Origin of the sequence: Paenarthrobacter sp. UW852 (assembly GCF_024608385.1) — a bacterium.
GTDB lineage: Bacteria > Actinomycetota > Actinomycetes > Actinomycetales > Micrococcaceae > Arthrobacter.
This window is the reverse complement of record NZ_JAMSGY010000007.1, coordinates 56207-70031: the sequence shown is the minus strand read 5'-3', so window position 1 is coordinate 70031 and position 13825 is coordinate 56207. Positions and strand designations below refer to the sequence as shown.

Sequence of the window (13825 nt, the reverse complement as noted above, 5' to 3'; positions counted from 1 at the left end):
AAGGTCCCGGTTCGAAAACCGGGACCGATTCGCGGAGACGGGGGGATTTGAACCCCCGGTGGAGTTGTGCCCCACACTTCATTAGCAGTGAAGCCCATTCGGCCGCTCTGGCACGTCTCCCTTTGCTATTGCTAGCCCACCAAGGATACGCAGAACCTGCACTCCAGCGCAAAACCAGTTGTTGGTCAGTTGCTCCCGGCCAGCGAACGCCACAGGAAATGGTTGCTCCGTGCCTGCAGCGCGGCAGCCTGCCGGTTGTCCGATGCTCCCGCGTGGCCGCCCTCCAAGGCCTCGTGGAACCAGACGTTCGGGATACCCATGGCCTGCATGCGGGCGGCCATCTTGCGGGCTTGGACGGGTCCCACCCGATCGTCGGACGTGGCAGTCCAGATGAAGGTTTCGGGATATTCCACGCCGTCGTGGAGGAGGTGATACGGCGAGAACGTGCGGATGAACTCCCACTGTCCAGGCACGTCGGGGTCGCCATACTCGGCAATCCAGGAGTAGCCGGCGGACAGCTTGGTGTAGCGGCGCATGTCCAGGAGCGGAACGCCGCAGGAAACAGCGCCGAACAGTTCTGGATACTGGGTGAGCATGTTTCCCACCAGCAGCCCACCGTTGGAACCACCTACGCAGCCCAGCCGGCGTCGACTGGTGACGCCGCGGGAGATGAGGTCTTTCGCGACCGCGGCGAAGTCCTCATAGGCGCGGTGCCGGTTCTCCTGGAGCGCGGCGCGGTGCCAGGAGGGTCCGTATTCGCCGCCGCCACGGATGTTGGCCACTACGTACACGCCGCCACGCGAGTGCGCGGCAGTGCCGTCGTCGGAGGGGGCTCCAAGCGTCCGCCGTTCCAACCAGGCCCGCCCAATCGTGCCGCTGTATGCGGGTGTACGGGAAATCTCGAACCCGCCGTAGCCGGAGAGCTGGGTGGGGTTCTGGCCGTCCAGGACCAGGTCCTTGGAGGCGACCTGGAAGTAGGGGACCTTGGTTCCGTCCGCCGAGACGGCGAAGTGTTGCTGGACTTCATAGTCCGATTCGTTGAAGAACGACGGCGACCGCTTCACTACCGAGTGCTCGCTCACCACGCCGCCGTCCTCGCCTTGGGACGAGGCAGGGGAGAGCGTTCCACGGGTCAGGGTGGTGGGCGTGGTGAAACCGGTGGCCACGAGCCAGAAGTCGTTGCCGGCGGAGCCTGGGTCTTCGTCGTCCACGGCGTAGGCGTTCACGTCGTGCAGCGGAGGGCAGGCGTCCAGCGGCGTTGAAGCCCACGCTCCATGGGAGTCGAGGACTGACGGATTCAACACCCGGATCTCCGAGGAGACATCGCGGAGGAGGTTCAGCAGGAGGTAGTCCCGCGTCCAGCTCCAGGATTGCAGGGATGTGTGCTCGTCCGGCGCAAACAGCACCGTCAAGGAACGTGTGCCCGCCAGGTAGTCCTCGAAGGCAGCCCCGAGCAAGGACCCTGACGGGTAAACAGTGCCATCAACGTCCCAGTCCTTCTGGGGGCGGAAAAGCAGCCAGTCGCGGTGGGCGCTGATGTTGACGTCGGTTGGTACATCGATGGCCACCCAGGATCCGTCCCGCAGCACCCACGTACTGCGGTTGTAGAAGTCGATGTAGTCAACGGCAAAAGTCCGCTCAAAGCCGGGGGTGGAATCGTGGGCCACCATGGCCAGCATGTGGTCTTCCGGGATTTCGAAAAGCCGTTCAGCATCAGCCAAGGCCTCCCCGCGGCGGAGTTTGACGCCGGTCCGGGCGTACGAGGAGGTCGTGGCCGGGAGCCCGTCCGCGGTGCTGGAGACCAGCAGGGTATCGGCATCGAGCCAGCTGACGCTGCCCTTGGCGGTGGGGAGGTCGAAGCCGCCCTCAACGAAGGTGCGCGATTCGACGTCGAACTCGCGGTGGCGGTCAGCGTCGCCGCCGTCCGGGGACAGCGACACCATGGCCAGCCGGTACTCGTTTCCGTCCGCAGGGCGGAGGAAACCGGCCCCATGGAAGACCCATTCGACGCCCTCCGCTGCAGCCAGCGCATCAACGTCCAGGAGGACGTCCCATTCAGGAGCGTCGGTGAGGTAGCTCTCCCACGTGGTGCGGCGCCAGAGACCCTTGGGGTGTTCCTGGTCTTTCCAGAAGTTGTAGTAGAACCCGCCGCGCTTGGAGACCATGGCAATGCGGTCCGTTGAGTCCAGGACCTCAAGGATTCCGGCTTCGACGGCGGAGTATTCAGCGTCCTCAAGCAATTCTTCGGTTCGCGCGTTCTGTTCCCGGACCCATGCAAGCTGCTCTTCGCCATGGATGTCTTCGAGCCAGATGTTTTCATCCGTGGGTTCAAGCGCAACCTCAGCGGCGTGGCGGGGACGGCCTGGCGCAGCCTCGTTCCCGGGAAGTGGCGTCTGATCAGCTTCTGTGGTGGTCATTGCCCCATCCAAGCAACACTTTTCAACAGTAAGCAAGTCACGCAGAAGTTAGGCTTGAGCGTGGCTAAATCCGAAACCAACCGTGTTGCCCTGCTGGGGGCTGGCCCCCGGGGCACCAGCGTCCTTGAGCGGTTGCTCGCGAATTGGGCTGCCGGGGGTCATGCTGTGCGCGCGTCGGGGGCCACCCTGCACATCGACGTGGTGGATCCTTTCCCCGCGGGTTCGGGCCACGTGTGGCAGCCGGGGCAGTCCCGGCTCTACCTGATGAACACCCAGTCGTTTTATCCGACGCTCATCCCGGAGGACCCTGAGCTCGCTCCTCCGCTGGCCGGTGGTTCGTTCGACAAGTGGCGCGAGGCCCGGCGTCGTGATGGCTTGGGACTGGACGACGCCGAAAAGGCGGAGCTTGCCACCCTCGAATCGCATGACTTCCCCAGCCGTGCCCTGTATGGGCGGTACTTGCGCCAGACCCTGGATGGCTTGCTCGAGCGGCTGCCCGACGGCGTCAAGGTCACGTTCCATGAGACCTCCGCCGTCGCGGCGCGACCGGTGAAGGACGGAACAAAAAACGCGTTCGACGTCGAACTCGCCAACGGTGCCACCCTCACCGTCGGCTCCGTGGTCCTCGCGTTAGGTCATATCGAGTCCCGGCTGAATCCCGAGCAAAGGTCTTTCAAGAGCGCGGCGGAGGAGCAAGGACTGCTCTATTTTCCGCCGGCGCCACCCGCCGACGTTGACTGGGAGGCGGTGCCGGATAACGAGCCGGTGCTGATCCGCGGAATGGGATTGAACTTCTTCGACGTCATGGGACAGCTGACGGAGGGCCGCGGCGGGAAGTTCGTCGAGGCCGGTTCTCCGGGGGCAGGGGTGTTGGAGTATCGGGCATCGGGCCGGGAACCCAGGATTATTGCTGCCTCCCGGCGGGGCACCCCTTACCGGGCCAAGGCGGGGCTGGCGGGTTACTACCCCAGCAGCATCACCATGCGCTACCTGACCGAAGACGCCGTGGACCGGTTTCGCGCGGCCGGAATCCAGCCCGGTTTCGACCACGATCTTTGGCCGCTGCTGCACCGTGATGCGCTGTGGGCGTATTACTCAACGCTGGCCCGCTCACAACCCACTGCGATCAAGGACCCCGCGCAGTTCCTGGCGGACCTCGAGGACGCACTCCAACCGCACGCGCACACCACAGCGAAGTGGGAGAACGACGTGGGCGATCTCGTGGAAAAGCACGTCGTCGCGTCCCGTCGGCTGAATCTTCGCGGGCTAGCCGCGCCGCTGGCAGGGCGTACTTTTGCGTCCAGGCGGGAGCTGGACGCGGCCATCACGGCATACCTTGATGATGACGCGCGCCGATCGGCTTTGGGCGAATCGGACCCTGTGAAGATGGCCATCGGAGCACTCCACACCGGTCGGGCAATCCTGAAATCGGTGGTGGCCGATGGCGGCATCACCGACGAATCCTGGTTGGCAGGGCTTCGCGGCTGGTTTGAGTCCTTCGTAGAGGGGCTGGCCAGTGGGGCACCCGCGCTGCGTTCGGAGCAGCTGGCCGCACTGGCGCGGGCCGGCGTCGTAAGTTTTGTTGGCCCGGACCCGAAGTTCAGTGTGGACCGGAGCGCGAAACTGTTCCGTGCGGTTTCGCCGTGGGTGCGCGACGCGCCGGTGGAAGCCCGGACCCTGATCGAGGCGATGTCGCCTGCCAACAGGGTGGGCATCAATATGTCACCGCTGCTGGAGCAGCTCATGGCTGACGGGTTGGTCCGAACCAAGATCATGATGAGCGTCGAAGGTACCCCGATGCAGACCACGGGTTTGGACGTCGTGCCACATCCCTACCGGCCCTTGGCGGCGAACGGGGCGGTCACCGAAAACCTATACGTGCTGGGCCTACAGTTGTCCGCCTCACAGTGGGGCACGGCCATCGCGGCGGAGGCCCGGCCCCGAACCGGGCAGGCCTATGCCAGCGGACAGCGGACCCTGCGGGACGCCGACGAGATTGCGCGTAGCATTCTGGCCCGCTGAGGACCCAGGGTTGCAGTGCCGCCCGGCCTTCGTTAGTGTGTGAGCTGCATCACCGAACTGGTGGTGCGCGCTTTTGATCCGCGGCGGGAGAGCCCTGCCGGTACATCACCACAGGCGCCGTAGGAGCAAACCCTCCCCAGGAATCTCTCAGGCCCATGTACCGCCGCGGCGAGGCAACTCTGGAAAGCAGTCCGGAACGCCGGGCTCACCGAAGGTGCAAGCAGGCCCACGCCTGCGGAAACTCTCAGGTCCATCTACAGAGCGGGGAGGAACCCGAATCTTGTGGCACCCAGTGCCGCCTGAACGATGGAGTTCCTTTGACGATTCAGCGCCCACCCTCAACCGGTACCGATTCACCGCATCTTGAGCGCCAGCTCAGCAACCGCCACATCCAGCTCATCGCCATCGGCGGAGCAATCGGAACAGGCCTCTTCATGGGCTCCGGCAAGACCATCTCCGCCGCCGGCCCGTCCGTCATCTTCGTGTACATGATCATCGGCTTCATGCTGTTCTTCGTCATGCGTGCCATGGGCGAATTGCTGCTCAGCAACCTGAACTACAAATCCTTCAGCGACTTCGCAGCTGACCTCCTGGGCCCCTGGGCCGGCTTCTTCACCGGCTGGACATACTGGTTCTGCTGGGTCATCACGGGGATCGCGGACGTCATCGCTATCGCAGGCTATTCGCAGGAGCTGTGGCCTTCCCTTCCCCTCTGGGTGCCGGGTCTCATTACCATCGGCATCCTGTTGCTGCTGAACCTGGCAACGGTGAAGGCATTCGGCGAAACCGAGTTCTGGTTCGCCCTCATCAAGATCGTCGCCATCGCGGCCTTGATCATTGTTGGCCTGTTCATGATTTTCAGTGGCTTCCAGTCCGACGCCGGACCCGCCAGCTTCACCAACCTCTGGAGCCATGGAGGCTTCTTCCCGAACGAATTCATGGGCTTCGTCGCCGGATTCCAGATCGCGGTCTTCGCTTTCGTAGGCATCGAACTGGTGGGCACTACTGCGGCCGAGGCCAAGGACCCGGAAAAGAACCTGCCCAAGGCCATCAACTCGATTCCCATCCGCGTGCTCCTCTTCTACGTGGGCGCGCTGATCATCCTCATGTCAGTCACCCCGTGGACCCAGTTCGCTGCCGGTCACAGCCCGTTCATTGCCATGTTCTCACTGGCCGGCCTGGGCGCAGCAGCCACGATCGTCAACCTGGTGGTCCTCACCTCCGCCATGTCCTCAGCCAACTCCGGGATCTACTCCACGTCCCGCATGGTGTTCGGCCTGGCCCAGGAAGGCGATGCCCCCAAGGTCTTCGGCGCGCTCTCCGGACGCAAAGTACCCCGCAACGCACTGTTTCTGTCCTGCGTCCTGTTGCTGTCCGGCGTCGTGCTCATGTACGCCGGCCAGGACGTCGGCAAGGCGTTCGACATGGTGACCACCGTGTCTGCCGTCTGCTTCGTCTTCGTGTGGTCGATCATCCTGGCCAGCTACCTGGCGTTCCGGAAGCGCCGTCCCCACCTTCACGAGTCTTCGGCGTTCAAGATGCCGGGTGGAGTGGCCATGGTGTGGGTGGTGTTCGCATTCTTTGCCTTCGTGCTGTGGGCGCTGACCACCCAGCCGGACACGCTCGCGGCGTTGCTCGCAACGCCCCTGTGGTTCGTGATTTTGGGGGTCGCTTGGGCGGTACTCCGACGCCGTCCGGCCCACCTGGCCCGGTACGCCGCTTTCCAGGCCGAGCTGCGCAGCGATGCTGCCAGGGTCCAGGACCCGGAGCCGGCAAACAAGTAACCACAAGACAGGCCCCTCACGAACCAATCGTGAGGGGCCTGTCTCTTGGGGGCATGCTACTGGGCGCTTAGCCCCTCAGGCATTTCTGGTACTGCAACCATTCGATGCCGTACCGCAGCCATCCCACAATGTCGTACCACTTGGACGGCTTGGTGGGCGGGGTGCACTGCGGCGGGTTGGGTCCGCTCGTTGCCACCTTGACCAGGGCCTTCACCACCGTTCCGGACTCGACGGCGGTCAGCACCAGGGTGCCGGTACCTGCGGCCGCTGCAGCGGGCACCTTCACGTTGACGGTCGCCGCGCCGGCGGATAACGGGACGTCCCCGAGTGCCACGGAGGCGCCCTTGGCGTCGATAAAGACCGCTTTCAGCAAGGTGTTCGCAGGGCTGCCGATGGAGGTCAGGTTCAGCTTGGAGACCGCCAGCGTGATGGATTCGCCAGCCTTGACCTCGGCTGCGGTGGAGTTTGCCACAGCAACTGAGCGGCGCGCGAAGTCCGGCGAGACGGGGTTGTGCGCCTGAAGGTACTTGATCCAGGCGTCACGGTCCACCAGGCCGGTGTCTTTCGTGTTGCTGCCCTCCTTGAAGACCCGGAAGTTGTCACCGCCGGTTGCCAGGAAGCTGAAGGTACCGATCCTGTACTGCTTTGCGGGGTCGATCACAGCGCCATTGACCCAGATGCCGGTAATCCGGTCACCCGCAGGACGGGCAGCATCGTAGGTGTAGTTGACGTTCTTGGACACCCCCAGCTGCTGGTACGGGCGGCTTGGTACGGTACCGTCCGGGTTGGTCTGCCACTGCTGCTCCAGGAGCGTTTTGAACTGTGCACCCGTCAGGGACGTGGTCCACAGGTTGTTCACGAACGGCAGGACCGCGTTGGCCTCGGCGTAGGTGATGGTGCCATCCGGCGCGTAGTACAGCTCGTTGCGCAGGCCGCCGGGGTTGACGACGCCGATTTCCGCCGCGCCGAGTTCGGGCGCCTTGAGCGTGTCCACCAGGGAGTCCGCTACCAGGTTGCCCAGCGTGGATTCGCTGGCGCGGTCGTCCCGCTTGGGGGCGCCTCCGGCAGGGTCCGGGGTGAATGCTGTGGTGATATCGGCGGTCACGGCACCCACGGCCTGGTTGCCGATTTCAGCAGCCTGGGCCAGGGCCTTATCCACGATGGTTTTCACTGCGGCCGCCCGCGGGTAGGCCGCGACGAGGCTTTCAGCGGTTTCGGTGGTCCTGTCCACGACTGCTGCCTTGTAGGCGGTGACGGACTTGGTTGCCGTGTCGACGGTGAGCGTTACGCTGCCCACGTTCTCGCCGTAGTTGCCGGTCTGCACGATCGGGCGGGTCTTGCCGGTGGGTTGGCGGTTGGCGTCAAGTACGGGCGCGTCCCAGGCGTACTCCTTGTGGGTGTGCCCGGTGTAGATGGCAGCTACGTCAGGGGTGGTTTCGTTGACGAGCTTGGCGAACGGGCCGCCCGCGGCAACTTCCTGTTCCAACGTGGCGCCCTCGGGGGTACCGGAAGCGGCGCCGTCATGGTTTTCGACGATGATAAGGTCCGCCAGCTTTTCGGCCTTGATCTTCGCAGCCACCCGGTTGATGGCGTCCACGGGGTCGCCGAACTCAAGATCGGTGATCCCCGCAGGGGTTACCAAGGAAGGAACTTCCTGGGTGACCGTGCCGATGACCGCTACCTTCATGCCGTTCATGTCCAGGACCTTGTACTCCGGCAGGACCGGGGTGGTGGTGCCCTTCTGGTAAACGTTGGCGCCCAGGTAGGCGAACTTTGCGTTGTTGCCTCCGGCGATGACGCGGTCGCGCAGGTCTGACCAGCCGCCGTCGAACTCGTGGTTGCCCACAGCGGAGGCCTGCAGCTCAAGTGCGTTCAGGACGTCGATGGTGGGCTGGTCCTTCGCAACCGAGGATGCGAAGAGGGAAGCGCCGATGTTGTCGCCCGCGGAAATGAAGGCAGTCGCGCCGGGCGCTGCTGTTGCACGGAGCTTCTCAACCGTTCCGGCAAAGAGCACCGTGTTGGCGTCGATCCGGCCGTGGAAGTCGTTGATGCCCAGGAATTGCAGGTCAACGGTGGCCGGCGCGTCCGGAGTCAGGTTAAGGCCCACGACCACGGGATCGTGGTCGCTGGCCCGGAACTCGTCCGGGGCATAGTAGTTGGTCACATTGTTGTTATACCGGCTGTATTCCAGCGCCACTGACTCCACGGAGTTGATGTTCCAGATGTCGGTTCCCGTGACAACCTTGTGGGCTGCCGGGGACGCCAGGATGTGGTCGAGGGAGCCCACCATGCCGCCGAACAGGTAGGAGTGCTTTCCGGTGCCGACCTCAAGGTCGGTGTACCCTGCGCCGGTGAGGACGTTGATGGGGTCCTCCTTGGAGTAGGCGTTGAAGTCACCGATCAGGAAGACCTTGTCAGTGCCCTTGGAGGCCTGGAGGTCCTTGGAGAAAGCCAGCAGGGATTCGGCCTGCTTGGTGCGGGCAACGTTGGAGGCGCCCTGGCCCTTGTCGGTATCGTCCGGGGTCGCTGCGGAGCCCTTGGACTTGAAGTGGTTCACGATCGCGATGAATTTCTTGTCATCGCTGCCGCCAACCGGCTTGAACACCTGAGCCAGTGGCTTACGGGCGCTGGCGAAAGCCACGGTGTCGTTGTGGATGATGGACTCGCCGACAGGTTCGGCCGCGGCCTTTTTGTAGATGAATGCGGTGCGGATCATGTCTTCATCGCTCAGCGGGGGAGCGTTCGCTGGTGTGCGCACGTAATCCCACACGCCGGGAGTCTTGACGTTAAGGGACTCCACGAGCTTGGACAGGGCGTCGTCGCGGTTCTTGCCGAACTGGGCCGAGTTCTCGATCTCCTCGAGGGACACGACGTCGGCGCCCGATTTGGTGATCGCGGCAACGATCTTGGCCTGCTGGCGCTCGAAGTTCTCTGCGTTGGCAGCGCCGCGGGCGTTGCAGCCATCCTTGACGGTGATCGGGTTGCCGTCGCGGTCGGTGTAGAAAACACAGCCAGTGAGTTGGTCACCCGTGGTGGGGAAGTAGTTCAGCACATTGAAGGAGGCCAGCTTTAGACTGCCACCCACGTCTGCAGGACCTTCGGGGCGGGTGGAAGAGAAGGTTGCAGGCTGGACGGACGCGGCGTTTGCGGGGCTCAGCGCCGTCAGCGGCTGGAACTTCCACGAATTGTTCCCGTACCCCAGGATGACATCGGTCTTGAACGTGGCGGGCGAACCGACACGTACGGGGTCCGAAGGGGTCAGGTAGGGCAATTGCTGGGCCTTAGTGGCGGCGTCCTTGAGGAAGTTGGTGGACGCGCCGTCGTCGAGCTTGATGCCGCGCAGGGCGTTATCTGCCACCACGGCGGCATACTCGGGGGAGCCATAAGCAGCCACCGCCGTCGGCTGGACCAACGGCGACTTACCGGCGGCAAGGCCAATCTCGCCGTACTGGTTCAGGGAGTAGTTGTCCGTAACCGTGAAGTCACCCTGAGGCGAGACAAGCATCCCTTCGAGGCTCTCGCGGGCGGCCTCGTTCGCCGGCAACGCGAACGGCGTGGCCTTGACCTCGGGTGCCGCTTCGGCGAGCTTCTTCAGCCCCGCGGCTTCCACTGTGATCTGTGTTTGGTTGGCAAATTCGCTGACCGCGCCGGTGAGTTCCAGGTAGTCGCCCGGCTGGACCGTGGCCGCCGTCGTGGGTGAATAGACGAACAAAGCGTCCGACGCCGTCCTGGCCGCCCCTGCGGCGTCGCCGCCGGTGCCGGGGGTCTGGACGTAGTAGCCGTTGAACCCGCCGGTGGCGTAAACGGCGGTGACCTTGCCGCGGGTGGTTACCGTGCTGCCGACTAACGGGCTGGCCGTGCCGGTGCCTTGTATTTCCGCGATGGTCTTGATACCCGGTTGCGGCCCAGGATCGGTGGGCGGCGTGGTGCCAGCCGAAGGCGTGGGGGTGATGGTGGCGCTGAGGGTGAAATCAGCGGCATTGGAATCGGTGTCAACGCCGTTGGTCCGGTTGAGGCTCTTGACGTCTGAATTACTGGCGGGAGCCGTTGCAGGCGCAGTCTCAAAAGTGTTGGACGTTCCGTAACCCAGGAGATCGGCGATGGCGGCGTTGGCCGTCACTGAACCCGCGGGAAGTGGGGACACGGCGGTGCTCTGCTTCGCCAGGACCAGTGTCCCGGTGGTTCCGCTCGGGTTCAGGGTTCCGGAAGCCTGAACATCCGGCGTGGGGAGGGCCGGCGCCGTAGAGGAGGCGCTGTTGCTGGCCCCTTGGACCAGGAAGTAGCCCTTGGCCGGGATGCTCCCTGTCAACGGAGTGATTCCCGTCGGTGCTGCGGTGGCGGTGCCCGACCGGTATTGCAAGGACCAGCCAGCCAAGCTGACGGGCGCGTCGGAGGAGTTGTAGAGCTCCACGAATTTGTTCTTGAAGGCCGCGCCGCTGCTTCCGCCGCTGAGATAGGCCTCGTTGATGACCACCGGCGATGTGCCCGCCAGCGTGGCGGGATCGTCCGCCGCCATGGCCGGGACAGCCGTCAACGGGGCTGCAAGCAACCCCGCCGACAAGGCCGTTCCCGCCAGTAATTTCCAATGGTGTTGGTGCATCCGCTCTAACTTTCATTAGGGAGCCCTGTATGGCCCTGTGGACGACGCCCACCTTCTTGTGAAGTGGGCGCTGTTCCCGGAAGTTACTCCGGGGTAAAGCTGCCTCAGACGTAGCAGAACACGAACGGATGAATGGGAAGTGGACCAGTGGTGTCCGGAGAGTGCCCCCACTGTCCTTCTTTACTTGGCGGCGCCCTTAAGGGTCCCGGACGTAGCTGCGCCGGACGCGCCGCCGATCAGGCAGACGATCTCGCGGTCATCGGCCTTCCACGTATCGATAGTGGGGTAGAAGTAGGTCAGTTCCAGGGTTGATGAATCAAAGGGCACGCCCACGAAGCTTGCGAACTCGGAACCGCAAAACTCTTCGGATTGCTTCTCAACCTCGGACTGGCCCGGGTAGGTGTCGGCCACAATGTTCTTCGCCGCGTACGCCTCGAGATCGTGTTCCTGCTCGCAAGGAATGATGGACACGTCCTTGACCTCAGTGCCGGAAGGCTCCGCGATGCAGTCGCCCACCTTCACTTTGAAGGCATCCGCAACAGATGTTTCGGTGGGTTTTCCGGACTCGTCCCGCTTGGCGTCCCCGCTGCTGATCAGCGAACAACCCGACAGGGCCAGGGTCGCCAAGCACAACACGGCGGTGGCTTTGATGGTTTGTGAAAGGTGCTGCAACTCAGGTCCTCGTTCCCCAAGGACCGCAGGGGGAGATCGTGGATGCCCACTCTGCGGCCAAACAATGAGGGACCGGTCAGGGCACCAACGCCGAACGATCCCCCAGGATCGGCGGTGGGCGGGTGGAGCCGGGCGCCCCTGGGTAGGAGGCGCCGGGCACCACCCGGAAATCAAAAGTCTAAGCGGACTGGCCCAGGTCCTGGATGACCTTGAATACTGCGCCGGTGGGATCAATGAGCGTCGCCAGGCGGCCGAACGGTGTTTCTTCCGCGGCATGCATGACTGTTGCTCCCAGGGCGAGGGCTTGCTCTACTGTGGCGTCGGTGTTCTCAACCGCGAAGTAGACGCTCCACATGGACGGTACTTCGTCAGAGAGTACGCCGGCGGCATCCATGATGCCCGCCTTCGCGTTGTCTCCTGCGCCCAGGGTGGTGTAGCGGAACTCCGGGGTATCACTCATGACATTCGTGTCCCAGCCGAAGACTTTCTGGTAGAAAGACACGGCTGAGTCGTAGTCCTTGGCAAGGAGTTCGTGCCACGCCGGTGAGCCCGGTTCTGCAGCTACTTCGAAACCCTTCATCTGACCGAATTGCCAGGCACCGATGGATGCGCCCGAGGAATCGCCGTACATGGCCATGCTGCCTTGCTCCGGAACATCCATTGGCTCCATGTAGACCTGGCCGCCGTTGGCCGCTGCGGATTCCGTGGTGGCCTTGATGTCATCCGTGCGCAGGTAGGTGGACCAGAGGTCCGGCATGGCACCCATGTCAGCTCGCTTCTGCATGATGCCGGCCACCAGCTTTCCGTCCTTGGATGCGGTGATGTAGCCGCCGTACGTCTCCTCATCGCCGGCTTCGTACGTCCAGCCGAAGAGGGCGTTATAAAACTCCTTGGCTTTCTCTGTATCGGACGTCATCAGATCGATCCAGCACGGTGCGCCGGGGGTGATGTCAGGCGTAGGCATAGGTCAGGCTCCTGTTGTAGTTCCGCGGTAAAGCTGCGGTTTAGGTCAGAGGTGTGGAGACAGGTAGAACACTATGCGGGGGGTCTGACAGTTTCAATGATGTTCCGGTTGCAGGTTCTCAGTTAGCCCGGCCGCACTGGGACCACGGGCACAAAAATGCCCCGGGTTTGGAACCCGGGGCATTCATTGGCGGAAGGTAAGGGATTTGAACCCTTGGTACGGGGTTACCGCACACTGGTTTTCAAGACCAGCTCCTTAGGCCGCTCGGACAACCTTCCTCGCCTAGTAGTGTTTCATAGGGAGTTGGCTGTTCCAAAACATCACGTCTGTCCGGTCCCCGCCCCGGGGCCGGCGGACAAGCAAGAAACCGGGAGTTCGTCATGAAAGCCGTCTACATCTCAGAGCCAGGCGGGCCCGAAGTCCTCGAGGTCCGGGAGGTCCCTGCTCCGGTGCCGGGTGAGGGCGAAGTCCTGATCGACGTCGTGGCCGCAGGCCTGAACAGGGCAGATGTCCAGCAGCGACGCGGTTTCTACCCGCCACCCCCCGGGGCTTCAGAGATTCCCGGGCTTGAAGTGTCCGGCCGCATCGCCGCCTTCGGTCCGGGCGTCACCAAGGCATTCTCCGTGGGAGACAAAGTTGTGGCCCTCCTTTCCGGTGGCGGCTACGCCCAGCAGGTCGCGGTGTCAGCCGAGCAAGTGCTCCGGGTTCCCGACGGCGTGGACCTCATCACCGCAGCCGCCTTGCCCGAGGTTGCTGCCACCGTGTACTCCAACCTGATCATGACCGCCCAACTGCAACCCGGTGAGACGGTCCTCATCCACGGGGCAACGGGCGGCATCGGCACCATGGCCATCCAGTTGGCCAAGGCCTACGGCGCAAAAGTTGCGGCCACAGCCGGCACGGACGAGAAGGTCGGCACCGCCAAGGCCTTCCTGGGCGCCGACATCGCCATCAACTACACCGAAGAGGACTTCGCTGAAAGCCTTCGGGCACAAAACGGTGGCAAAGGCGCTGACGTGATCCTCGACGTCGTCGGCGCCAAATACCTGCAGCAAAACATTGACGCCCTTGCCGACTACGGCAGGCTCATCGTCATCGGGCTGCAGGGCGGGACCACGGCGGACATCAACCTCGGGCAGCTCCTCAGCAAACGGGCGGCCGTCATCGGAACGGCCCTCCGGCCCCGGTCCGTGGCCGAGAAGGGCATCATCATGTCCGCCGTGCGCGAGTCCGTATGGCCCATGATCACCGATGGCAGGATCCGGCCCCTGGTGGCCAAGTCCTTCCCGCTGGACCAAGTGCAGGACGCGCACCGGTACTTTGACTCCGGCGACCACGTGGGCAAGGTCCTGCTTCTGCTCTGACC

The 13825-nt window shown here is 63.7% G+C and carries 7 protein-coding genes, 2 tRNA genes and 1 riboswitch; of the genes, 3 read left to right on the top strand and 6 right to left on the bottom strand.

Features of this window, described 5'->3' with window-relative positions; genetic code table 11:
* Nucleotides 1-32 precede the first annotated feature (32 nt).
* Nucleotides 33-120 (bottom strand) — tRNA-Ser (locus NEK97_RS13425).
* Nucleotides 121-185: 65 nt separating this feature from the next.
* A complete protein-coding gene (locus NEK97_RS13420; protein ID WP_257370377.1) occupies nt 186-2417 on the bottom strand; it encodes a prolyl oligopeptidase family protein in 2232 nt (743 codons plus the stop codon).
* Nucleotides 2418-2477: 60 nt separating this feature from the next.
* Here NEK97_RS13420 and NEK97_RS13415 point away from each other — a divergent pair, with 60 nt between their 5' ends.
* Entirely contained in the window at nt 2478-4439 is a 1962-nt protein-coding gene (locus NEK97_RS13415; RefSeq protein ID WP_257370376.1) for an FAD/NAD(P)-binding protein, read from the top strand.
* A 74-nt stretch (nt 4440-4513) separates the two neighbouring features.
* Nucleotides 4514-4612, top strand: a riboswitch (glycine riboswitch).
* Nucleotides 4613-4756: 144 nt separating this feature from the next.
* Nucleotides 4757-6223: a D-serine/D-alanine/glycine transporter gene (gene cycA, locus NEK97_RS13410; RefSeq protein ID WP_257370375.1), complete on the top strand. Its 1467-nt coding sequence runs from the start codon at nt 4757-4759 to the stop codon at nt 6221-6223.
* A gap of 67 nt (nt 6224-6290) precedes the next feature.
* Here cycA and NEK97_RS13405 read toward each other — a convergent pair whose 3' ends face one another.
* The 4 genes from NEK97_RS13405 to NEK97_RS13390 form a co-directional block, all read right to left on the bottom strand.
* Nucleotides 6291-10823 carry an ExeM/NucH family extracellular endonuclease gene (locus NEK97_RS13405; protein WP_257370374.1) on the bottom strand — a complete coding sequence of 1511 codons (4533 nt, stop codon included), beginning with the start codon at nt 10821-10823 and terminating at the stop codon, nt 6291-6293.
* A 180-nt stretch (nt 10824-11003) separates the two neighbouring features.
* A complete protein-coding gene (locus tag NEK97_RS13400; RefSeq protein WP_257370373.1) occupies nt 11004-11495 on the bottom strand; it encodes a septum formation family protein in 492 nt (163 codons plus the stop codon).
* A gap of 178 nt (nt 11496-11673) precedes the next feature.
* Nucleotides 11674-12459, bottom strand: a complete 786-nt coding sequence (locus NEK97_RS13395; RefSeq protein ID WP_257370372.1) for a VOC family protein — start codon at nt 12457-12459, stop codon at nt 11674-11676.
* Between the two features lie 187 nt (nt 12460-12646).
* Nucleotides 12647-12737 (bottom strand) — tRNA-Ser (locus NEK97_RS13390).
* Nucleotides 12738-12839: 102 nt separating this feature from the next.
* Here NEK97_RS13390 and NEK97_RS13385 point away from each other — a divergent pair.
* A complete protein-coding gene (locus NEK97_RS13385) occupies nt 12840-13823 on the top strand; it encodes an NAD(P)H-quinone oxidoreductase (protein ID WP_257370371.1) in 984 nt (327 codons plus the stop codon).
* Nucleotides 13824-13825 lie beyond the last annotated feature (2 nt).

Bases quoted from the DNA above. Each gene is read 5' to 3' on its own strand.
- NEK97_RS13420 (WP_257370377.1), bottom strand. From the start codon at position 2,417: ATGACCACCACAGAAGCTGATCAGACGCCACTTCCCGGGAACGAGGCT.
- NEK97_RS13385 (WP_257370371.1), top strand. From the start codon at position 12,840: ATGAAAGCCGTCTACATCTCAGAGCCAGGCGGGCCCGAAGTCCTCGAG.
- NEK97_RS13395 (WP_257370372.1), bottom strand. From the start codon at position 12,459: ATGCCTACGCCTGACATCACCCCCGGCGCACCGTGCTGGATCGATCTG.
- NEK97_RS13405 (WP_257370374.1), bottom strand. From the start codon at position 10,823: ATGCACCAACACCATTGGAAATTACTGGCGGGAACGGCCTTGTCGGCG.